This window comes from Brevibacterium senegalense (assembly GCF_000285835.1).
Lineage (GTDB): Bacteria > Actinomycetota > Actinomycetes > Actinomycetales > Brevibacteriaceae > Brevibacterium > Brevibacterium senegalense.
In genome coordinates this window covers 216,493-236,956 of sequence record NZ_HE978605.1, presented here as the reverse complement: position 1 = coordinate 236,956, position 20,464 = coordinate 216,493, and the positions used below count along the sequence as shown (strand labels likewise).

15 protein-coding genes, 1 tRNA gene and 1 pseudogene are annotated in these 20,464 nt (G+C 72.0%); 10 read left to right on the top strand and 7 right to left on the bottom strand.

Annotated features, from left to right (window positions below; genetic code table 11):
* Nucleotides 1–195: hypothetical protein (locus HGBR_RS20560; RefSeq protein WP_026077551.1), on the top strand; the 195-nt coding region annotated here is incomplete at its 5' end.
* Nucleotides 196–329: 134 nt separating this feature from the next.
* Here HGBR_RS20560 and HGBR_RS11730 read toward each other — a convergent pair.
* The 4 genes from HGBR_RS11730 to HGBR_RS17700 all read right to left on the bottom strand — a co-directional run bounded on the left by HGBR_RS11730 (nt 330) and on the right by HGBR_RS17700 (nt 5,733).
* A complete protein-coding gene (locus tag HGBR_RS11730; protein ID WP_019159537.1) occupies nt 330–2,834 on the bottom strand; it encodes a DEAD/DEAH box helicase in 2,505 nt (834 codons plus the stop codon).
* A gap of 60 nt (nt 2,835–2,894) precedes the next feature.
* On the bottom strand, nt 2,895–4,127 hold the full coding sequence (locus tag HGBR_RS11725) for a Dyp-type peroxidase (RefSeq protein ID WP_019159536.1): 1,233 nt from the start codon (nt 4,125–4,127) through the stop codon (nt 2,895–2,897).
* Nucleotides 4,124–4,813: a copper chaperone PCu(A)C gene (locus HGBR_RS11720; protein ID WP_019159535.1), complete on the bottom strand. Its 690-nt coding sequence runs from the start codon at nt 4,811–4,813 to the stop codon at nt 4,124–4,126. Before HGBR_RS11720 ends, HGBR_RS11725 begins: the two co-directional genes overlap by 4 nt.
* 143 nt (nt 4,814–4,956) lie before the next feature.
* Nucleotides 4,957–5,733 (bottom strand): hypothetical protein, encoded by a 777-nt coding sequence (locus tag HGBR_RS17700; RefSeq protein WP_147522462.1) that lies wholly within the window; start codon nt 5,731–5,733, stop codon nt 4,957–4,959.
* On the opposite strand from HGBR_RS17700, the pseudogene HGBR_RS21155 reads away from it, so the two are divergent.
* From HGBR_RS21155 to topA, 3 genes and pseudogenes are all read left to right on the top strand, one after another.
* Nucleotides 5,685–6,134: pseudogene (locus tag HGBR_RS21155) on the top strand (DUF7059 domain-containing protein); the annotation flags it as partial. The gene HGBR_RS17700 and the pseudogene HGBR_RS21155 overlap by 49 nt on opposite strands.
* Nucleotides 6,135–6,639: 505 nt before the next feature.
* Nucleotides 6,640–7,545 (top strand): hypothetical protein, encoded by a 906-nt coding sequence (locus tag HGBR_RS18980; RefSeq protein WP_019159532.1) that lies wholly within the window; start codon nt 6,640–6,642, stop codon nt 7,543–7,545.
* 118 nt (nt 7,546–7,663) lie between these two features.
* On the top strand, nt 7,664–10,492 hold the full coding sequence (topA, locus tag HGBR_RS11705) for a type I DNA topoisomerase (protein WP_019159531.1): 2,829 nt from the start codon (nt 7,664–7,666) through the stop codon (nt 10,490–10,492).
* 34 nt (nt 10,493–10,526) lie between these two features.
* Here the strand turns inward: topA and HGBR_RS17690 are convergent, their stop codons facing one another.
* A complete protein-coding gene (locus tag HGBR_RS17690; RefSeq protein WP_245533335.1) occupies nt 10,527–11,303 on the bottom strand; it encodes a lipoate--protein ligase family protein in 777 nt (258 codons plus the stop codon).
* Between the two features lie 139 nt (nt 11,304–11,442).
* Here HGBR_RS17690 and tmk point away from each other — a divergent pair, with 139 nt between their 5' ends.
* Nucleotides 11,443–14,319: a dTMP kinase gene (gene tmk, locus HGBR_RS20855; protein WP_147522461.1), complete on the top strand. Its 2,877-nt coding sequence runs from the start codon at nt 11,443–11,445 to the stop codon at nt 14,317–14,319.
* Entirely contained in the window at nt 14,316–15,461 is a 1,146-nt protein-coding gene (locus HGBR_RS11690; protein WP_019159528.1) for a DNA polymerase III subunit delta', read from the top strand. Before tmk ends, HGBR_RS11690 begins: the two co-directional genes overlap by 4 nt.
* Nucleotides 15,462–15,550: 89 nt before the next feature.
* On the opposite strand, the gene HGBR_RS17675 is transcribed toward HGBR_RS11690, so the two are convergent.
* Complete coding sequence (locus HGBR_RS17675) at nt 15,551–16,756, bottom strand: M20 family metallopeptidase (RefSeq protein ID WP_019159527.1); 1,206 nt, start codon at nt 16,754–16,756, stop codon at nt 15,551–15,553.
* A gap of 95 nt (nt 16,757–16,851) precedes the next feature.
* A complete protein-coding gene (locus HGBR_RS11680; RefSeq protein ID WP_019159526.1) occupies nt 16,852–17,475 on the bottom strand; it encodes a LysE/ArgO family amino acid transporter in 624 nt (207 codons plus the stop codon).
* A 71-nt stretch (nt 17,476–17,546) separates the two neighbouring features.
* On the opposite strand from HGBR_RS11680, the gene HGBR_RS11675 reads away from it, so the two are divergent.
* The 4 genes from HGBR_RS11675 (at nt 17,547) to HGBR_RS11660 (ending at nt 20,455) form a co-directional block, all read left to right on the top strand.
* Complete coding sequence (locus HGBR_RS11675; protein WP_019159525.1) at nt 17,547–18,455, top strand: ArgP/LysG family DNA-binding transcriptional regulator; 909 nt, start codon at nt 17,547–17,549, stop codon at nt 18,453–18,455.
* Nucleotides 18,456–18,491: 36 nt separating this feature from the next.
* A tRNA-Thr gene (locus HGBR_RS11670) sits at nt 18,492–18,564 on the top strand.
* A gap of 341 nt (nt 18,565–18,905) precedes the next feature.
* Nucleotides 18,906–19,799: a universal stress protein gene (locus tag HGBR_RS11665; RefSeq protein ID WP_019159524.1), complete on the top strand. Its 894-nt coding sequence runs from the start codon at nt 18,906–18,908 to the stop codon at nt 19,797–19,799.
* Nucleotides 19,796–20,455 carry an NUDIX hydrolase gene (locus HGBR_RS11660; RefSeq protein ID WP_019159523.1) on the top strand — a complete coding sequence of 220 codons (660 nt, stop codon included), beginning with the start codon at nt 19,796–19,798 and terminating at the stop codon, nt 20,453–20,455. The genes HGBR_RS11665 and HGBR_RS11660 overlap by 4 nt, the downstream gene beginning before the upstream one ends.
* Nucleotides 20,456–20,464: the final 9 nt, after the last annotated feature.

The following is a 20,464-nucleotide window of genomic DNA, read 5'->3' as shown; positions in this document are numbered from 1 at the left end:
ATCGAGGCAGCTTTCGCGGACTTGCGGGACACGGACTGGACGGATCGTCAGACCACGACCGACCGCTCGTCCGCCACCGACAATCCGTCGGCCACCAGCACGTCCTCAACCACGGAAACGTCCTCGACGACGGACTCTTCTGAAGGCACCACGACCGGCGACGGGACGTACGACGACGACCCGCCACCGTTCTAGATCCGGGCGAGATCAATGTTCATCTCGTTCGATGGCTGACCAGCCCGGTATCTGCTCTTCCCTGGGCCAGACCTACCCACCGTCATCCTCAAGAGGTTGCTTGCCTGTCCGGTGACTGATCAGCCGGGACTTGATCACCCCAGAACAGTCCGCAGGAGGCGGGCGGCGGCGTCCTTCTCCAGCGGCTCGTTGCCGTTGCCGCACTTGGGCGACTGGACGCAGGACGGGCAGCCGCTGATGCACTCGCACGCATCGATCGCCTCGCGTGTCGCGGTCTGCCATGCTGAGAACGCCTCGAAACCTCGCTCGGCGAAGCCCGCACCGCCCGGCTGTCCGTCGTGGACGAAGACCGTCGCCACGCCCGTGTCCGCGTGCCGCGCGGTCGACACGCCGCCGATGTCCCAGCGGTCGCAGCCGGCGAACAGCGGCAGCAGACCGATGGCCGCGTGCTCGGCCGCGTGGACGGCACCGGGCAGTTCCGCGGTGTCGACGTCCGCCTCCTCGACCAGCGCATCCGGGGCCGTCCACCACACGGCGGTGGTCGTGAGGACCTGTGCGGGCAGCTCCAGCGGGTACTCGCCCAGGACCAGACCTGTACCGGCTTGACGCATGCGGTAGCCCGTCACCTGCGTCGTCACCTCGACATCGCCCCAGTTGACCGTCCCGCCGGACGGCAGAGGATAGGAGTCCCGCGTCCCCAGGACAGAGATCTCCGTGACCGTCTGGGACTCCGTCGTGTAGTCGACGTGCTTCGCCTCCACGAGCGCGACCCGCCCCTCCGGATCCAGGCTCAGCACTACGAACGTCCGACCCTGATGCACGTAGACGGCACCCGGATGGCTCTGATGGTGGCTGCCGGCGTCGTCGACGGTGCCCAGCAGCGCGCCCGTCGATTCCTCGACCAGGCGCACCGTCCCGCCTCCACTCGACCGGATGTCCGACAGGTCTGCGGGGTTCTCCGCCTTCGCCCAGTACCAGCCGGCGGGTCTGCGGCGCAGCATGCGGGCCTCGGTCAGCTGGTCGACGACATGGTAGGCGGTGTCCGGGAACAGGACGAGGTCGTCGGGGGTGAGCGGGACCTCGGCGGCGGCCGCGCACAGATGACCGGCCAGCACGTACGGATTCCCCGGATCGATGACGACGGCGTCGACCGTCCGATCGAAGATCGCATTCGGGTGGTGGACCAGGAATGTGTCGAGCGGATCGTCGCGGGCGACCAGCACCGCGATCCACTCCTGACCGGCGCGCCCCGCGCGCCCCGCCTGCTGCCACAGCGACGCGAGCGTGCCCGGCCAACCGGCGATGATGACCGCGTCCAGCCCGGAGATGTCGATGCCCAGTTCCAGTGCGTTCGTCGACGCGACCGTGAGCAGGCGACCGCTGCGCAGTGCGGATTCCAGCAGACGCCGCTCCTCCGGCAGGTACCCGCCGCGGTAGGCCGCGATCGTGCGCACGAGCGAGTCGTCGACCCGAGCGACCTGGTCCTTCACCATCGAGGCAAGGGCCTCCGTGCCGCGGCGCGACGCGATGAAGCCGATCGCGCGGCGGCCCGCGCACGTGGTGTCCGTGAGCAGGTCCGCGGCCTCGGCGAGGGACGAGCGACGGGCGTCGGAGAAGGCGGCGGCGACGCGTTCGGAACCCACATCCCCGTCCCCGGGACTGTCCGTCGGCGCGACGAGCGCGGACGCGGCCCACGGGTCGTCGGGCGGGGGAGCGGACGCGGCGGTGAGGGGGCGGTCCTCGCCTGCAACGGCCTCGGGCACGTCGGACTCGGGCGCGTCGTCGAGGGGAGCAGCGATCCCGGCGAACGGATCGGCGGACTCGTGCGGGCTGTACCCCGGCAGCAGCGGAGGCTCCCACAGCACGAACCGCCCGGCGGCGCGCGGGGAGGCGTCGTCCGTGATCGCGTGGGCGGGCGCGCCGATGAGGCGGGAGAACACCTGAGCCGGATCACCGGCCGTCGCGGATGCGCCGATGACGGTGGGCGAGGCGCCGTAGTACCGGGCCAGTCGCAGGAGGCGGCGGAGGATGAGCGAGACGTGGGAGCCGAAGACACCGCGGTACCGATGCGCCTCGTCCACGACGACGAAGTCCAGCCGCTTGAGGACGGAGGAGAACCGCTGGTGGCCCGGCAGCAGGGACCGGTGCAGCATGTCAGGGTTGGTGAGCAGGACGTTCGCGTGGCGGCGGGCCCAGTCGCGGTCCTCGCGCGAGGTGTCGCCGTCGTAGGTGGTGGGCCGCAGACCCTGGAGGATCAGGCCGCGCAGGGACAGCAGCTGGTCCGCGGCCAGCGCCTTCGTGGGGGAGAGGTAGAGGGTCGTCGACCCGCGGCCGGACGGGGCGGCCGCGCCGCGGACCGCCGCGTCCAGGACCGGCAGCAGGTAGCCCAGTGATTTTCCCGAGGCCGTCCCCGTCGCGATGATGACGTTCGTCCCCGCGTGGGCCAGGTCCGCGGCCTCGACCTGGTGGGCGTAGGGGCGCTCGATGCCGGCGCTCACGAAGGCATCGCGGACAGCCGTGTGCAGCCAGGGAGGCCACGCGACCGTGCGTCCGGGGCGGGCGGGCAGGTCCTCGACGTGCGTCACCCGGTCGGCGCGGGCGCCGAACCGGGTGACGATGTCGAAGAGCTCTGAGGGCATGACCCCCATCGTAGAGAGCCGCGCCCTCAGGCGGGTGAGTCGCTCAGATGCGTGCGCCCATCAGAACAGAGTCTCGCCCACGAAGCCCCCTTCCCAGCAGCCGGGCGGGATCGCGAAGACCGCGGACCCCACGGGGGTCGTCCACTGATTCAGCAGGTCGAGCTCCGCGAGTCTGCGCTGCACCGGCACGAAGCCCTCGTCGACGTCCGCCTGGTAGGCCAGGAACAGCAGCCCGGAATCGGAGATCTCCCCGTCCGGATCCGCTGCTCCGCCGGCAGCTCCGTCGACCGCGAGGTCATCGTCGTAGTTGTAGCTCCGCCGCAGCATCGTGGGCCTCGTGTCATCCCCGCGGGCGCGGGCGATGTGCGAGAAGTCCGGGATGACGGTGAAGCCGTGGGGGCCGATCGCCTCGAAGTCCGGCTCGTCGAACTCGGATTCACCGGTCAGCGGCGACCCGTCGGACTGCCGGCGCCCGATCGCCTGATCGCGTCCGGGCACATCGAGCCTGTCCCACCCGTCCAGATCCATCCGGATCCGGCGGACCACCAGGGAGGTCCCGCCGGCCAACCAGCCGTCCTGCACCCACACGCTCTGTGCGAAGTCGTCGTCCTGCGGGTGCAGGTTGACAGTCCCGTCGACATTGCCGAACAGATTCCGCATCGTCGTCCCCGGCTTCTCCGAACCGCGCGAGCGCCGGAAGCCCGACTGCCGCCAGCGGGGCACCGCCGTCGACCGCGCGGACTTCAGCAGCATGCGGGTCGCGTGGGCGATGGTCACGGCATCGTCGGCGGCGATCTGCAGCAGCAGATCCCCGTCGTTCCACCTGTCCTCGAGCCTGTCGATGCTGAACGCCGGCAGCGGCCGCAGCCAGGACGGCACAGCGGAGTCGCCCGCCACCCGCCGCACCACCTCGGGGCCAAAGCCGAACGTGACGGTCAGGCGCGCGGGCGTCTGCGCGAGCTCCGGCTCCGTGTCCGCCAGCGCACCGCGGCCCTGGGTGAGGCGGGCCGCATCGTCGGTGAGCACCTGCAGCATCCTGCGGATCGCGTCGCGGTCCGCAGACTCCCGCAGGGTCAGCGCGACGAGCGTCGCGTGGGCCTGCGGCTGTGCGGTCACCCCCGTCTGGTGGGTGCCGTGGAAGGGGAGGGTGTCGGAGCCGATCCGCAGACGGGCGGCCTGCGCCGCCTGGGCCGCCGTCTCCTCGTCACGCCCCGTGCATGCGGTGAGGGCCGCGACTCCCGCGCCGGCGACGGCGCCGCCCAGCAGCATCCGCCGCCGGGAGAGGCCGGTCACGAGTCACCGCCGAGGTCGGTGTGCGAGCCGTGGTCGCTGTGGTCGTCAGAAGAATCACCGTCGTCGTCGGCATCGCCGTGGTCGCCGGAACCGCTGTGGTCCATGTCGCCATGATCGTCGTCGCCGTGGTCGTGGTCGCCGTGTCCCTCCTCGTCGGCGCTGTAGGACTCGTTGGCGCCGGCGAAATCGCGGACCGCGGCGTCGTACTCGATGCGCGAGCCGTCGGACAGGACGAGCGTGAGGTCGACCGTGTCGCCGGCGACCAGAGGCCCGTCGAACTCCATGAACATGATGTGGTCGCCGCCCGGAGCCAGCTCGAGCGTCTCACCCGCGGCGATCGGGAAGCCGCCGTCGACTTCGTTCATCGACATGGCGCCGGAGCCGTCGTCCGCAGTCTCGTGCAGTTCGATGGAATCGGAGATCGAGGACTCGACGGCCGTGAGCGTCACGTCCTCGTCTCCCTCGTTCGTGAGGAGGCCGAACGAGGAGGTCATGCCGTCCTCGGCGGCCTTGACCCAGGGGTCGTCGATGGTGAGGGACGCGGTCGTCTGGGCGGCCTCGGTCGAGGTGGACCCGGTCGAGGAGTCGGTACCGGATCCTGCGGCGGAGTCCTGGCCGCACGCGGCGACCGTGACGAGCACAGCGGCGGTGAGAGCGGGCAGGACGAAGGAGGTGCGAGTGCGCATGGGTGCGCCTTTCTTTGGATGCGGGCGTCCACCCGGCAGGCGCGACGCGTTGGTCGAGCGCGCGTGTCGGAACAGGGGAGTGCCCGGTGGAAGAAGTGGTCGGTGCTCTGCCGTGCGGCACCGGCGACCGTGCGGTCGCGGTCTCAGGCCACGGCGGGGACGCGCGCCGGCGGACCCCGGTCCACGCGCGCGGAGCGGACCACACCCAGCGGTGCGGGGGAGACGACAGCGCAGCCGGCTCCCAGGAGACGGCGCCTGCTGGTCGACACGACCGGGGCGGGCACCCGCAGCAGCGGGCCCAGCAGCGACCGGACCAGACGCAGCAGGCGGAGGAGGGAGTGGAGGATCAGCTCGGAGCGGTGCAGGGCCACGATCGTCACGACAGCGGCGATGACGTGCGCGACCAGCATGAGCGGACTGTCGTGACCGGCCGCGTGCAGCGCATGCCCACCGGCTGTGCTTGCCACATCGGCGGCTCCTGCGGATCCAGCCGCACCTGCCGCACCCGAGCCCACGGTCGCGGCGAAGTCAGCGGGGACACCGGCACCGTGGTGGAACGCGTGGGGGTCGCCCGCGGCCACGGCGTCGGCCGTCGCGCGGGCTGCGGACGCGCGCCCTGCTCCGGGGGAGCTCGCGGCCGCGGCGCTGAAGATCCAGTGGAACGCCGACTGGCTCACCGTGACCGAGGCACTGAGTCGCAGGAGCGACAACCGCCTGCCCGCCAGCACGACGCTCACGAACACCGCCAGTACGAGGGGCAGCACGACGCCCGGCAGTACGGGGGCGTGGCCGCCCGCCGCCACGTGCGAGAACAGCGCGACGAAGGTCGCGAGTGCGCCGGCGGCGACCCCTCGGACCAGTCGCGCGTGCGATGCCCCCACCTGCGCGTCGCTGGTGGTGGGGACAGGTGTCCTCGACATCGGGACAATCGTATTCCAGCGGGGGCGGCACCTACGATGACGGGGTGAGTTCCATCCCTCCCGCCTCGCTCATGCTTCCGCCCGTGCCCCGCCTGGACGATTCCGTCCTGGCGGAGCTGTCCGCCGCCCTGCACCGGGCGCACTACTCCCCGGCCGCCCTGCAGGCGCTGTGGGGCACGGACGTCGACGCCGCACGCGAGGCCAACGACCCGGCGCCGGCCCGCCGCCACTGCTTGCGACTGCTGGATGCGGCCAGGTCCGCCCGCGACCGGACGCTGGCGGTCGTCGCCCTCCTCTTCCTGCTGGACACGGCCGTGGCGGAGGACCTCGTCGCGAAGGCCCTGGGCAGCGACCTCGTCACCGCCCTGCTGGCCGGAGGACTCCTGACCGAGGCCGATGCCGAGGCCGTGGCCGGGCAGGGCTCCCGACTCCTCCGGTCCGCACTCGCAGTCACCTGCCACCCCCTTCCCGTAGGTGTGACGCGCGGGCAGCGGCCGGGCGACGACACGCTTCTGCTGGTCGCGGACCACGGGACGTTCACCCGACCGGATGCGCTGGACGGCGAGTACGTGCTGGGCCACGGCGGCGCGGGCCGCACCCTCCTCGACATCACCCCGCGCGCCCACGTGGAGACCGCAGCGGACATCGGCACCGGCTGCGGCATCCAGGCGGTCGTGCTGGCCCGCCACGCCGACCGCGTCATCGCGACCGACCTCTCACCGCGCGCCCTCGCGATCGCACGGCTGACCGTGGGCCTGGCGGGCCTGTCCGACCGCGTCGAGTTCCGCACCGGATCCCTCTACGACCCCCTTTCCCGAGGCTGTCGACCTCCTCGTCTCCAACCCGCCGTTCGTCATCACACCACGCGGCACGGACACAGGCTTCCGCTACCGCGACGGCGGCCTGGTGGGCGACGCGATCATGCGCGCGATGGTCCGCGGTGCGCCCGCGCATCTGCGGCCCGGCGGGCTGGCCGTCATGCTGGGCAACTGGGAGCGAGGCGGCGATCGGACACCGCCCACCGCGTGGCTGGACGGAGGCGCGGTGGAGACCGGGGCCGGAGGCGCGGCCGGGAACCCAGGAGTGACCCGACAGACTGCGGCGACCCCACAGACTGCGGCGACCACGGCCTCGGCGATGGTGATCGAACGGCAGAGGATGCGGCCGGCGGAGTACGCGCGCACCTGGATCCGGGACGGCGGGGTGCCGCGGGCCTCGGCGCGCTGGCACGCGGACGTCGACCGGTGGCTGCGGGACTTCGAGGACCGCGGCGTCGACGAGGTGGGATTCGGTTGGATCCTGCTGCGCCGGGCGGAGGAGCAGGCGAGGTCCGGCGAACAAGCGGGCTTCGGCGAGACGACGGGGGCAGACGCGCGGACCGCGCCCGGCGCACCCGTCCGCGACCTCGCGTCCATCGAGTCGGGTCCCGGCTCCAATCCGGCCGGCCTCGCGACGTTCCTGGAGACCCGCCTGGGACTGCTGGAGTGGCTGGTGCAGGCGAGCGACGCGGAACTGGCAGCGACCGCCTACCAGCTGGCCGCGGATGTGACGGAGCACCGGCACCTGCGCCCGGGCGCGGATGACCCCACGATGATCACGATCGAGCAGGGCGGGGGACTGGCGCAGACGTTCCAGGCGGATCCGGCGCTCGCAGGCTTCCTGGGCGTGTGCGACGGGACGCTGACGCTGGCGCAGATCTCGGCGGCTCTGGCGCACCTGCTGGGGGCCGAGGAGGACGCCCTCACCCGCCAGCTGGTCGACCAGGTGCGCACCCTGGTCCCCGCCGCGATCATCGTGCCCGCGGGCGACTGACGGTGGGACGCGGCGGGAATGCCGCGTCCGTCGCTGGTGCTACATTGTGCACACATCCGACCGCAGCAGGATCAGCTGTGCCTGAAAGCGTGTTCGTGAGATCAGGCGAAAGGAATACATGGCCGCCACCACCAGCCCCCGCAGACTCGTGATCGTCGAGTCGCCCACCAAGGCCCGCACCATCGTGGGCTACCTGGGGGACGGGTATGACGTGACCGCCTCGGTGGGTCACATCCGTGACCTGCCGCAGCCGTCGGAGCTGCCGGCTGACATGAAGAAGGGGCCCTACGGCCGGTTCGCCGTCGACGTCGATTCCGGCTTCACCCCCTACTACCGGGTGGATCCGGACAAGAAGAAGAAGGTCACGGAGCTCAAGAAGCTCCTCAAGGATGCAGACGAGCTCTACCTCGCAACCGATGAGGACCGCGAGGGCGAGGCCATCGCGTGGCACCTGCTGGAGGTGCTCAAGCCCACGATCCCCGTCAAGCGGATGGTGTTCCACGAGATCACCCCGGAGGCGATCGAGCGCGCGCTGGAGAACACGCGCGAGCTGGACGTCGACCTGGTCGACGCGCAGGAGACCCGCCGCATCCTCGACCGTCTCTACGGCTACGAGGTGTCGCCGGTCCTGTGGCGCAAGGTGCGCGCCGGCCTGTCCGCCGGCCGCGTCCAGTCCGTCGCGACCCGTCTGGTCGTCGAGCGGGAGCGGGAGCGCATGGCGTTCGTCTCTGCCGACTACTGGGACCTGGACATCACCCTCGCCGAGGCCGCGGGCGGCACTCCGTTCAAGGCCCGCCTGGACACGGTGGACGAGTCGAAGGTGGCCACCGGCCGCGACTTCGACGACCGGGGGCAGCTGAAGAAGGCGTCGAAGGCCGTCGTCCTGGACGAGCCGCAGGCCACGTCTCTGGCGGAGGTGCTGAACGGCACCGCGAAGAACTCCCTGACCGTCACCTCCCTGGAGACGAAGCCGTACACGCGCCGCCCGGCGGCGCCGTTCACCACCTCGACCCTGCAGCAGGAGGCCGGCCGCAAGCTGCGCATGTCCTCGCGCCAGGCGATGCGGGTGGCCCAGTCGCTGTACGAGAACGGCTACATCACGTACATGCGTACGGACTCCACCCAGCTGTCCGGCCAGGCGATCGCCGCCGCGCGCAACCAGGTGGCGGAGCTGTACGGACCGGAGTACGTGCCCGCCCAGCCCCGCATGTACGGCAAGAAGGCGAAGGCCGCGCAGGAGGCGCACGAGGCGATCCGTCCCTCGGGCGACCACTTCCGCACGCCCGCACAGGTGTCGTCTGCGATCGGCGGCGACGAGTTCCGCCTCTACGAGCTCATCTGGAAGCGGACCGTCGCCTCGCAGATGGCCGATGCCAAGGGTTCGACCGCGACGATGCGGTTCACAGCGGACCTGGCCCAGGCCTCGGCGGAGCTGTCCGGCGGCGGCTGGAAGGCGGCACCGGCAGCGGCGGGGTTCACGACCTCGGGCACGGTCATCACGTTCAAGGGCTTCCTGGCCGCCTACGAGGAGGGCCGCGACGTCGAGCGGTACGACTCCGGCAAGGAGTCCGGCGAATCGCGCCTGCCGGACGTCAAGGAGGGCGACGCGATCTCCGTCGACCAGGCGGCACCGGACGGCCACACGACCGCACCGCCGCCGCGCTTCACGGAGGCCAGCCTCGTCAAGCGGCTCGAGGAGCTGGGGATCGGCCGCCCGTCCACGTACGCGGCGACGATCTCGACGATCCAGGACCGCGGCTACGTGACCAACCGCGGCAACGCGCTGGTGCCCAGCTGGGTCGCGTTCTCCGTGACCCGCCTGCTGGAGGAGCACTTCGCGGGGCTGGTCGACTACCAGTTCACGGCGGATCTGGAGGGCGACCTCGACCAGATCGCCGGCGGTCGTGAGGACCGTACGCAGTGGCTGCACGACTTCTACTTCGGCGCGGACGGCGAGGGTGCGAAGCCCGGCCTCAAGGCCGTCGTCGACGACCTGGGCGACATCGACGCGCGGGAGATCAACTCCGTCACGATCGCGGACGGCATCGTCCTGCGCGTGGGCCGCTACGGCCCCTACCTGGAGGTCGCACCGGAGAAGGAGGGCGACGACCCGGGCCGCGTGTCCGTGCCGGACGACCTGGCTCCGGACGAGCTGACGGAGGAGTCCGCCCGCGAACTCATCCGCACGCAGGGCACCGGCGACCGCGAACTGGGCGTCGATCCTGAGTCCGGTCACACGATCGTCGCGAAGTCCGGCCGGTTCGGCCCCTACGTGACGGAGGTGGTGCCGGAGCCGGAGGAGAAGCCCAAGCGGGGTGCCAAGAAGCCCAAGCCGCGCACGGCCTCGCTCTTCAAGTCGATGGAGCCCACGACCGTGACGCTCGAGCAGGCGCTGCGCCTGCTGACCCTGCCCCGCACCGTGGGCGAGGACGCGGAGGGCACGCCCATCACCGCGCAGAACGGCCGCTACGGGCCGTACCTCAAGAAGGGGACGGACTCGCGCTCGCTGGAGCGGGAGGAGCAGATCTTCGACATCACGCTGGACGAGGCGCTGGAGATCTACTCGAAGCCCAAGCAGCGCCGCGGCCAGACGGCGGCGGCACCGCTCAAGGAACTGGGCGAGGACCCGGAGTCGAAGAAGCCGGTCGTCGTGAAGGACGGGCGCTTCGGTCCCTACGTGACGGACGGGACGACGAACGCGACCCTGCGCAAGGACGACTCCGTCGAGGGCATCACCGCGACGCGCGCGTTCGAGCTGCTGGCGGAGAAGCGGGCGAAGGGACCGGCGAAGAAGCGCACGACGACGCGGAAGACGACGACCTCGCGGACCACGGCTGCGAAGAAGACGACCGCGAAGTCGACTGCCTCGAAGTCCACGACGGCGAAGAAGACGACCGCGGCGAAGTCGACTGCCGCGAAGCGGTCCTCGACGCCCAAGACACCCTGAGTCGCAGGTCGCCTGAGTCTCAGACCTCTGAGTCTCAGAGCCGGTGCGCGTCCAGGTGCCCGGTCGTGGCCTGCGCGTCCTCCGGCGTGAGGTCGCCGGGCACCAGGTCGTAATCGCGGGCGTAGCGGTCCAGCACCGCCTCCTCGACTGCGTCGACCGTGACACCCGGGTGCAGTTCGGAGATCGATCCACCGGTCGCGGGCTCCCACGCGAGCCCCAGCGCTGCCTGCACATCGGTGAGCACGGCGCGGATGGGGTCCGGGTCCTCGACGATGATCGAGGAGGAGAACAACCACGCACCGCCCACCACGCGCTGGGCGGTCCCGATGGCTTTGATCCGTCCCCCCACGTTCACACTGTGCTCTCCCGGGCAGTACTCGCCGGGGATCTCGCCCATGCGCGCGTCGATCCCGATGTTGCGCAGCGCCGCCGCGTACATCTCGCCGAAGCGGATGAACCGGTCCTGGGTGGGCGAGAGGACCCGTGGAGCGGGTTCGATGTGATCGACGACCAGACTGCCGGGGTGATAGGCGGCGGCCCTCCCGCCCAGGGTGCGCAGGGCTGGCGTGAAACCGTGGGTGCGGGCGGCCTCGATCGCGTCCGCGAAGCCGGGCAGGAACCGGTCGCGGCCGCCGAACGCGACGGTGGGGGCGGGGCGGTAGACCCGCAGGAGGGGTCCTCGGTTGCCGCTCTTCACCCGGTCCAGCAGTCCGCGGGCCAGCGCCAGGTCCGCGATCGCGTCGCCGGGGCCGTGTCGCAAGACGGTGAGCTGCGGACGGGCGGATGCCTGCGGATCGGTCGTAGTCTGCACGGACCCAGAGTAGCGAGGCGCCCGAGGCCGTGGTGCCTGGGTCTGCGGGGTCCCGTCGCGGGGCGGTGCAGACCGCTCCGGCCTGGGGCCGCCCCAGCGGCCCGGCCCCGTGTCAGGGGTCGCGGGTACGCTTGCAGACGTGACTGATGACGCGACTCCGAACCCCTCTCCGTCGTCCGCGCCGGCCGGACGTCCTGCAGCGGGTCACGCCGGTGCGGCGACTCCGGATCCTGATGCGCTGAGGATCTTCACGATCGAGGTGGGCGCCTGGCTCAGCATCCTCGCGGCCGCGGCGCTGGGCTTCGGCGCGGCGGGCGCCTTCGGCGTCACGGCGTTCGTCGACCCCTCGGGACTGCGCGGCATTCAGATGCTGACGGAGTCCGATGACTTCTCCTCGCGCGCCGCAGTCCTCCTCTACGCGGCTGTCGCGGCGGCCGGGGTCGCGGGCCTGTTCGTCCCGTCCAAGCGGCTGACCGGCGGCACCGCGATCCGGGTCGCTCTCGCGGCCGCGGGCGCGCTGGTGGTGCTGGCCGTCGTCTCGCTGTTCGTGGTCTCCGCGCTGCTGCCGGTCGTCATGGGGCTGGCCGTGGGTGCCGTGTTCGCGGCTGTGCTGAGCCTTGTGCGCAACAGCCGCGTGAAGCCGTGGCGCAGTGCGGGCGTCGCGTCCGTTCTCACCCTCGTGACCAGCTATGCGGCGCAGCTGCTGGGCGGAGCGGGCGCCGGACACACCGTCATGCCGTGGCTGGCGCTGCTGGGCGCACTCATCGTCCTGGCGGGTGTGCTGCTGCTCCTGCGGGCGAAGCCGACGGACGGGATCCAGTTGCCGGACACGGGTGCGCACGTCCTCGATCGCACGGGACTGGCCCGCCCCGCCACCGCCGTCGCATCCGCATGGCCGTGCCACCTGCTGTTCGCCACCCTGGGCGGGGTGGGCGTGCTGGCCCAGCCCTCGGTCGCGGATCTGGGGTTCGGACAGGGCGGGATGTCGTTCATCCTCTGCGCGGTGCTCCTGGGCTGGGCCGTGGGCTTCGAGACCGGCCCGGACTTCGCCCCGGGGATGACCCGCACCCGCCTCACGACCTTCGCACTCATCGCCGCGGGCGTCCTCACGATCGCGACGGGTCTGCTGACGGAGCTGTCCGGACGGGCGGTGCTCTCCGGCGGCGTCGCATTCCTCGTGGGCCTGGGCGTGCGCGCTCAGCGCTACTCCTTCTCCCGCCGGATCGGCGCACTCGCCGGCATGGGCGGCGCCGTCGTGGTGGCGGCGCTGGGTGTGGCGGCGGAGGTGCCGCTCAGCGCCCACGCCGCGTGGACCGTGCACCCGGCTGACCTCGCGTACGTCCTCATCGGCCTGGTGGCACTGGTGGGCGGTGTCATCGCCCTCTTCACGTTCGGCCCCACCGGGATCCGCGGGCTGGGCATCGACGTCGTCCACGCGTTCCGGGTGCCGGCCGGAGTCGGCCACGCAGCGGGAGCGCAGGCGGCTGGTGCGGGTGCGGCGTCGGATGCTGACGGGGAGGAGAGCGGCACGGAGCACCGGGCTGCACCGGCATCGGCAGAGCAGGACCCGACGCCGCAGGTGTCGGCGGAGCACGCCGCAGCGCAGTCGCCCGGTCACGCACACGACCCCGAGGAGACCGCGCCGGTCCCCACGGTCGACGACGACCCGCTGGGACTGGCCGCGCTGGGAGGCGCGAGGGGTGCAGAGGGCGCGGCGGCCTCGGACGGGGCGGATGTCGACCGCGGCTTCTTCATCGCGATCGAGGGCGGCGACGGCACCGGCAAGAGCACGCAGATCCACCTGCTGGCGGATGCGCTGCGCGACCGCGGTGCGCGGGAGGTCGTCACGACCCGCGAGCCCGGCGGCACGGAGGCGGGCACGAAGCTGCGGTCCGTCGTCCTGGACGGCGACGGCGTCACCCACCGGGCGGAGGCGCTCGTGTTCGCAGCGGACCGCGCGCACCACGTCGCCTCGCTCATCCGTCCCGTCATCGAGCGCAGCGGGATCGTCATCACGGACCGCTACATCGACTCCTCGCGCGCCTACCAGGCCGCGGGCCGGGACCTGGGGGACGAGGAGATCACCGCGCTGTCGCGCTGGGCGACGGAGGGGCTCCAGCCGGACCTCACGATCGTCCTCGACGTGAATCCGGCCGTCGCCCGCCAGCGGACCAGCAAGCGGGGCGACGAGAACCACCTGGACGCACTCGACTCGACCTTCCACACCGCGGTGCGCCGCGCGTTCCTCGACTTCGCGCAGGCGGCACCGCACCGGTACGCGATCGTCGACGCCGGTCGCGACATCGACACGGTCGCCCAGCAGGTCCTGACCGTCGTCCTCGAGCGGATGGCGGAGCGTGCGGAGGATGCCGGTGCCGCCGGTCGTGATGATCGGTCCGGACGCCAGGATGCTGTGATGGGATCACCGGGCAGCGCGGGGTCTGCTGCCCCTGCGGCCCCCGCGTCCTCGGTGGCCCCCGCGACCCCTGCGGCCGTCGGCAGCGAGGACGAAACGCGCGCGGTGCAGGCGTCGTCGCACGCGGAGTCCGGCTGGGTCGAGGCCGAGACGCCGTCTCAGCACGTCGGCAGTGAAGACGAGACCCGGGTCGTGGCATCGCCATCGCCGCGACCCGCGGCGGCGCCGATCGGCACTGAGGCTGCGCCCCACGGCAGCGAGGACGAGACGCGGGTGGTGCCGAAGGTCCGTCCGCAGGCACCGGCCGGGCAGGAAGCCGCGCCCCGGGAACCCGCACGCCACGAGCCGGTGGTGGACGCGTCGGAGGCACCCACCACAGTGCAGCCGGCCGTCGGCCGACCGCCGGTCGCCCCGCCTCCCGTCGAGCCTCCCCAGGAACAACCGCCCACGGTCGAGCGGCCCAAGGCGGCATCGCAGGCGCGCCAGTCCAGCCGTGAACGACTGCGGGCGCAGGCGGAGATCGAGCGCCGGGCCCGTGAGCGGCTGCGGTCGCAGCGGGACGGGGACCATCGCGGACCGGACGGTGCGGGCCCCCGATGAGCGTCTGGCACGAACTCGTGGGACAGGAGCGGGCGGTCGCGGAGCTGGCGCGCGCGGCGGAACCGGGCTCACCCGCGATGACGCACGCGTGGCTGCTGACGGGACCACCCGGATCGGGCCGGTCGAACGCGGCACGCGCCTTCGCCGCCGCCCTGCTGGCGCCCGGTCAGGACCGGGACGCGCCGGACGTGCGGCGTGCGCTGGGCGGCACCCACGAATCGATGACCGTCCTGTCGACCCAGAAGTCCGTCATCTCGATCGATGAGGTCCGCTCGCTCGTGGCGACCGCCCACCAGGCCCCCGTGAACGCTCCCTGGCGCGTCGTCATCATCGAGGACGCGGACCGCATGGCGGAGCGCACCTCGAACGTCCTCCTCAAGGCGATCGAGGAACCCCCGCCGCAGACCGTGTGGATCCTCTGCGCCCCCAGCCCGCAGGACGTCCTCACGACGATCCGGTCCCGCTGCCGCAGCGTCACCCTGCGCGTGCCCAGCCCGCAGGCCGTCGCCGCGCTCCTGGAGTCCAGCGCGGGGATCGACCAGGACACGGCGCGCTGGGCGGCGCACGCCTCGCAGAGCCACATCGGCCGTGCGCGCAGACTCGCGACCGCGCCGAACGCGCGCAGCGAGCGCGCCGTCGTCCTTGACATCCCCCGGCAGCTGCGCTCGGTCGGATCGACGGTCCGCCTGGCCGCTCGCATCGTCGACGTGGCGAAGGAACGGGCGAAGGAGCGCACGGAGGAGCGCAACGCGCAGGAGAAGGAGCGGCTGCTGCGGACCCTGGGCGTCGAAGCCGGCACCCGGGTGCCGCCCAGCGCGCGGGCCCAGATCCGGCGCCTCGAGGAGGAGCAGAAGCGCCGCGACGTGCGTGCCCGCAACGACGAACTGGACTCGATCTTCATCGAGCTGCTCTCGCTCTACCGTGATGTCCTCGCCCTGCAGCTGGGCGCGGAATCCGGCCGGATCAATGTCGAGGAGGACGAGCGGATCGCCTCGCTCGCGGCGGAGGGCGACGCGAACGCGACCCTCATGCGCATCGACGTGCTACGGCAGGCGCGGGAGCGGCTGGGCACCACCATGGCACCGGCGCTCATCGTCGAGTCCGCCTTCATCGGCCTGTCGAACCCCTGGATCACGGCCTGAGCCGACCCGTCACGGCCTGAGCCGAAACGCCACGCTCGGACGGCGCACGTCCCGACCGCGCACGTCCCGACTGCACACGTCCCGACTGCTCAGGACCCGACGCCGGCGTCCGTGCGGGCCGACCGCGGCCCGGACGATCGCCGCGGCACCGCAGCGGGGCGGGGGACCGGGGCCCGGAGCAGGGAGGCGACCAGCGAGGCGGTGAGCTCGATGCGGCGGGGGATCCACGTCAGCAGGGCGTGCTCGTCGTCCGCATGGGAGCCGCCGCCCACCGTGCCCAGTCCGTCCAGGGTGGGCGCGCCCATGCCGGCGGCGAAGTTCGCGTCCGAACCGCCGCCCACCCGCACGGCCTCGAGCGGCGGGTGACCCAGTTGCGCGGCCGTCTCCTGCGCGCGGGCGAAGAGAGCGCGGGCCGTCTCTTCCTCGAGCGGTGGGCGGTTGATGCCGCCGTGCAGCACCAGCTGCGACTCAGGGTGACGGGGCTCCAGGTCGCGGAGCGCCCGGTCGACCCGCTGCTGCTCCGCAGACGTGAGTGCGCGCGAGTCGATGCCGATGCGCGCCCGCGCCGGCACCGTGTTCGTCGTCGTCCCGGCCCGCGTCACCGCGGGGACGACGGTCGTGTCCCCGCCGGTGTCGCCCAGCGCCTCGATCGCGAGGATCTGGTGGGCGGCCTCGACCGCCGCGTTGACCCCGCGCTCGGGCTCGACGCCGGCGTGGGCGGCGCGCCCCACCACCTCGAGGCTGTAGATGGCCACCCCCTTGCGGGCGATCTTGACCTGGCCAGCGGTGCCTCCGGACTCGAAGACCAGGACGGCCTCGGCCTCGCGGGACAGGCGCTCGATGAGCGGCTGCGAGGTGGGGGAGCCCAGCTCCTCGTCCGCGGTGATGAGGACCGTGATGCCGTCCAGCTCCTCCTCATCCTTCTCCCGCACCAGGGCTCCCACCGCGTGGAGGGCGATGAGGATCCCGCCCTTCATGTCGTCCGTGCCGGGTCCGGAGACCCGCTCGCCGGTCACGGACCACGGCATGGTCGCGAGCGTGCCGCGCGGCCACACGGTGTCGTGGTGGCCCACCAGCAGGACGCGACGGGGACCGGTGCCGATGTGGAAGAGGACGTGCGGGTACCCCTCGATCGTGCTGATGCTGGGGCGGATTCCGGTGATGCGCTCACCGATCTCTGCGACGAGGCGCGCGCTGGACGCCAGCGCCTGCGGGTCGCTGGACGGGGACTCGCATTCGACGAGTGTGCGGAAATCCTCGAGGAACTCCCCGACCTTCTCCTCCGAGAACCTCATCACCTGTGCGCACACCCCTGTTCTGTCGTCCCTGCACTGTCTGATCGCTGGTGCTGAGGGTACGCGATGCCGCGTGCCGGACGGCGACGGACGCCTCAGAACGCGAACGCGAGTTTCGCCGCGACCAGCAGCATGACGACCGCGATGCCCGCATCGATCACCCGCCACGCCCGCGGACTGCGCAGGACGGGCGCCAGCAGGTGCGCCCCGTATCCCAGGACCGCGAACCACACGACCGACCCCAGCATCGCGCCCACCGCGAACATCCACGGCTGCGCCTGCTGGTTCGCGACGGTGCCCAGCATGACGACGGTGTCCAGGTAGACGTGCGGATTGAGCCACGTGAGCGCGGCGGTCGCACCCGCGACGGCCCACGCACTCCGCGCCGGAGGCACCGCCCCGCCCGCCGTCGACAGCTGCAGGGAGGATGCGGATCCGAACGCGGACCGCAGGCTCGTGAACGCGAACCACAGCAGGTATGCGACGCCGCCCCAGCGCATGACCTGGACGATCCACGGCGCCTTCTCGAAGACGACGCCGATCCCGGCGGTGCCCACTCCGATGAGGATGATGTCCGACAGCGTGCACACCGCCACGACGACGGCGACGTGCTCGCGGCGCACCCCCTGCCGCAGGACCAGCGCGTTCTGGGGTCCGATGGCGACGATGAGTCCGACGCCTGTGAGGAAGCCGATGAGGAGGACGGAGATGACGGTCATGGGCTCGACCGTAGAGCGCACAGGAGCGTGAAGTCCACGTGCACAACCTTCAGGTGGTTAAGGTTGTCTTTATGAGCTTCGATCGGAGGGACTCCCCCAGCATCCCGCAGTTGGAGGCCCTCGTCGCGGTCATCGACGAGGGTGGCTTCGACGCCGCCGCTCATGCGCTGCGGGTCAGCACGTCTGCGATCTCCCAGCGCATCCGCGGCCTCGAGACGACGATGGGCAACGTGCTCATCGTGCGGTCCGCGCCGCCGCGGGCCACCGCCGCCGGCGAGGCCGTGCTCGCCACCGCGCGCCAGGTCACCGCCCTGGTCGCGACCCTGGCACCCGCCGCCGAGGCCCCGGCGCGGTCCCTGCTCCCCGTCGCCGTGGGTGCGGACGCGCTGGGGACGTGGCTCAGTGACGTGATCCGGGAATCCGCGCAGTGGGACGACGTCGTCATGCGGATCAGGGTCGAGGACCAGGACATCGGCCATCAGGCGCTGGCCCGCGGCGACGTGCTCGCGGCACTGAGCTCGCTGCCCACCGCGCAGACTGGGTGCACGGCGACTCCGCTGGGACGCATGCGGTACGTCCCGGTCGTCTCCCAGTCGCTGGCCGCCCGCCACCTCGCGGAGGACGGCGGGCTGGACCTCACGACGTGTCCGGTCCTCGCCTTCGGAGCGGCGGACGAGCTGCAGCATCGCGTCCTGCGCGCCTGGTGCGAGGAGAACGGGGTGACGGCGGATCCGCCCGCCCACATGATCGGCGAGCAGCACGGCTTCATCGCCGGCCTGCGCGCCGGACTGGGGTGGGGGTGCGTCCACGAGCTGCTCCTGGCGGACCTGCCGGAGGTGGGGGACCTCGTCCGGATTCCCGGTCTGCCGCGGCTGGACGTCGACCTCCACTGGCACCGTTGGGCGATGGAGCTGCCCGCACTGGACCGCCTGAGCGTGGCCGTGGAGGAGGCTGCGCGGCAGCACCTCATCCCGTTTTGACGCTGCGGTCCCCGTGGGGTTAGGCTATTCCGCGTTGCCTCCTTAGCTCAGTCGGCAGAGCGTTTCACTCGTAATGAAAAGGTCGTCGGTTCGATTCCGACAGGAGGCTCAGACGAGGAAGGCCCCTCACCAGCGCAAACGCTAGGTGAGGGGCCTTCACTCATTCGGTCGTGGGGTCTCACGCCCCACGGTTGTGGGTTGAAACCCGGATCGTGCGGCCGTTTGCGGACCGACCCCGTCACGCGTGCTCGCTCTGCGCTGAGGTGTCTGTCCAGGACTGAGATCGACGACTCTTCGGGCGTGTACATGCACCTCAACGTGGTATCCGTCACCGTTCGATGCCGGACATCCGCCATATGTGCACGGAAATCTCGCGCGGCGCGGCGGGCCTGCCGGAACCCGCCGGAGTTCACTACGATCAGAGGTGAACCCGGATGGAGAGGAGGCGCCGTGCACCTCAGCGGAGACGTGATCGTCGGTGTCGATGGATCGGACCAGAGCGCAGAGGCCGCCGCGTGGGCGCTCAAGGTGCTGCGGGGCACGGAGCATGGACTGCGGCTCATCCACGTCATCACCCCGGCCCACCTGGAGATCGACGACGAGGCCGACCTCCGCGAGACCGGCCAGAGCGTCCTCGCGGACCTGCGGACCAAGCTGGAAGCCCTGGACGCAGCGCACCCAGAGGGGGCCTCGGGCGTGCGGATCGACACCGAGGTCGTCGTGGGCGACGCGGCAGAGGAACTGGCCCAGCGCGCGGACGACGCGGGCCTGCTGGTGCTGGGCCGCCACGGTGCCGGCCGGGTCAACAGCAAGCGGATCGGAACCGTGAGCTTCGGGCTGCCGGGCCATGCGCTGTCCGCGGTGCTCGTGCACACGGTGACCGGCGGCAGCGAGTTCGACGACCCGGCGGTGCACCCCGCGCGGGACGGCGGGCGCATCGTCGTGGGTCTCGACACCTCCGAGTACTCGCACGTCGCCGCCCAGGACGCGGCGGCGCTGGCGGTGCGCTGCGGCTGGACGCTGCACGTGCTCGTCGCGCCGGACGCGCTGGGTGATCCGCAGGCGACCCACTCGGGCGCCGAGAGCGCTCTCGAGTGGCTGCGCGCCGACCACCCGGACCTGCAGGTCGAGCTGGACGAGCTGGCGGGTGATCCCGCACGGCTGCTGCTCGAGGCCTCGGAGACGGCAGACCTCGTCGTCCTGGGCAAGCGCGGTGCCGGCGTCTTCGCCGGCATGACCTCGCAGCTGGGACGGACCAGCTCCGCCGTGCTCACGGATGCGGCCTCGAGCGTGCTGCTGGTGCCCTACCGCCGCGACGAGCGCCTTCGGGCCCGCCTGGCGTGAGCAGCGTTCCCCTCACCCAGTTCCCCCGGCCCTCGCTCGCCGTCGATACCGCCACGTTCACCGTGACCGGCCGCGGGCTGGAGATCGTGCTCGTGACCGAGGACGTGGGCCTCGCCCTGCCCGGCACCTTCGTGCACGAGCGGGAGCGGCTCGAGGCCGCGGTCCTGCGCAGCCTCCGCACCAAGGCCGGCATCACGGGCCGCGAGCCCGAGCAGCTGCACGTGTTCGACGACCCGGACCGCGACCCGCGCGGCTGGGTCGTGACCGTGGGGCACCTCGATGTGGTCCCCGGCTCGGTCGTGGCCGAGGGGCTCCGGGGAGGCTCTATCACGCTGGTCCCCGTCAGCGAGGTGGGCGTCGACGGCGGCGTGCAGCTGCCGTACGACCACCCCCGCGTCTTCGTCGAGGCGCTGCGCCGCGTGCGCGACGCATACTCCCAGCACCCGGACCCCTGGGGCCTGCTGCCGGAGACCTTCAGTCTGGGCGACCTGCAGACCCTGCACGAGGCCGTGGCCGGCGAGGAGCTGCCCCGCGACACCTTCCGCCGCAGCATGAAGCGGCAGCTGGAGCCCACCGGCGACTACACGGACGGCCGCCGAGGCCGCCCCTCCCTGCTCTATCGCAACCGGTCCGCGGGCCACTCGCACCACGGCTGAGGCGAGTCA